Annotated in this window: 1 protein-coding gene and 1 pseudogene; both read left to right on the top strand. The window is 40.4% G+C overall.

Features of this window, described 5'->3' with window-relative positions:
- Positions 1 to 137: 137 nt before the first annotated feature.
- Positions 138 to 215: pseudogene (locus HFD15_RS14480) on the top strand (site-specific integrase); the annotation flags it as partial.
- A gap of 35 nt (positions 216 to 250) precedes the next feature.
- The gene (gene pcp, locus HFD15_RS13945) at positions 251 to 898 is read left to right on the top strand and encodes a pyroglutamyl-peptidase I (RefSeq protein WP_167595253.1); all 648 of its coding nucleotides are present in this window, start codon (positions 251 to 253) and stop codon (positions 896 to 898) included.
- The last annotated feature ends 220 nt before the right edge of the window (positions 899 to 1,118 follow it).

The following is a 1,118-nucleotide window of genomic DNA, read 5'->3' as shown; positions in this document are numbered from 1 at the left end:
GGGGCTGTTTTTTTGTTAAGTGATATAATAAACCATAAAAGAAGTTTAGAAATACGGTCCTGGTCATCAATAAATAAACAATTTATTTAATTAATTATTTAATTAATTATTTAATTTCAGAAAGGTATATATAAATCATGGCGCAACAAATTGTCCTACCCATCAAAGACTCCAACGTCTTAAAGATGGTACAAGATACACTTCTCGATAGTTTCTGTACTTCTTGGCATTTTAGAAAGGAAATCTTCTCATGAAAATTCTTGTTACCGGATTTGATCCCTTTGGCGACGATAAAATTAATCCTGCGATTGAAGCCGTGAAACGTTTGCCGGATGAAATTGCTGGGGCACAAATCGTTAAATTGGAAATTCCGACAAAGTTTAATGTTTCAGCCGATGTCGTTAAAGATGCTATTGCCAAAGAAAAGCCTGACTATGTGTTGAGCATTGGTCAGGCTGGTGGCCGGTTTGAACTCACGCCGGAGCGAGTTGCGATTAACTTGGATGACGGTCGGATTCAAGATAATGCCGGGTATCAGCTACTTAATCACACGATTCATGGCGATGGCGAGAATGCCTACTTTACCCAGTTACCAATTAAGGCCATGGCCAAAGCCATTCGGGAAGCTGGTGTTCCGTCAGCAGTCTCCAACACAGCAGGCACTTACGTCTGCAACCACATTTTTTATCAGGTACAGTATATGCGGGATAAGATGTTTCCCGATATTAAGGCCGGCTTCATGCATATTCCATTTTTGCCGGAACAGGTTGTCACTCGTCCGGAAACACCAGCGTTGTCATTGGATGATGATGTTTTAGGCATCACTGCCGCTATCAAGGCCATCGTGTCCCGTGACGGCAAAGGCGATATCGAAACGATTGAAGGCAAGGATCACTAAAAGCCTGTTTAGTGTTTTTGCAGAACAGCTGAATTTTAGATATGCTTTGGTAGATTATAGTAAAATTAATCCGAACGCTGTTCGGACGAAAAAGACCAGCTTCCTTTAAAATGGTGTTTAACACAACCCATTTTTAGGAGCTGATCTTTTGTCTAGTATAACCTATTCAGAATGAATTAAAATCGAAACTTTTTGTGAGCTAGGTCTGTCCAATACCCAA

It is taken from the genome of Lactococcus sp. EKM203L (assembly GCF_011800585.1).
Classification (GTDB): domain Bacteria; phylum Bacillota; class Bacilli; order Lactobacillales; family Streptococcaceae; genus Lactococcus; species Lactococcus lactis.
The sequence above is the reverse complement of the archived record's forward strand: the minus strand, read 5'-3'. Positions and strand labels throughout refer to the sequence as shown.

Coding starts and splice junctions, on each gene's coding strand:
- pcp (WP_167595253.1), top strand. CDS start 251: ATGAAAATTCTTGTTACCGGATTTGATCCCTTTGGCGACGATAAAATT.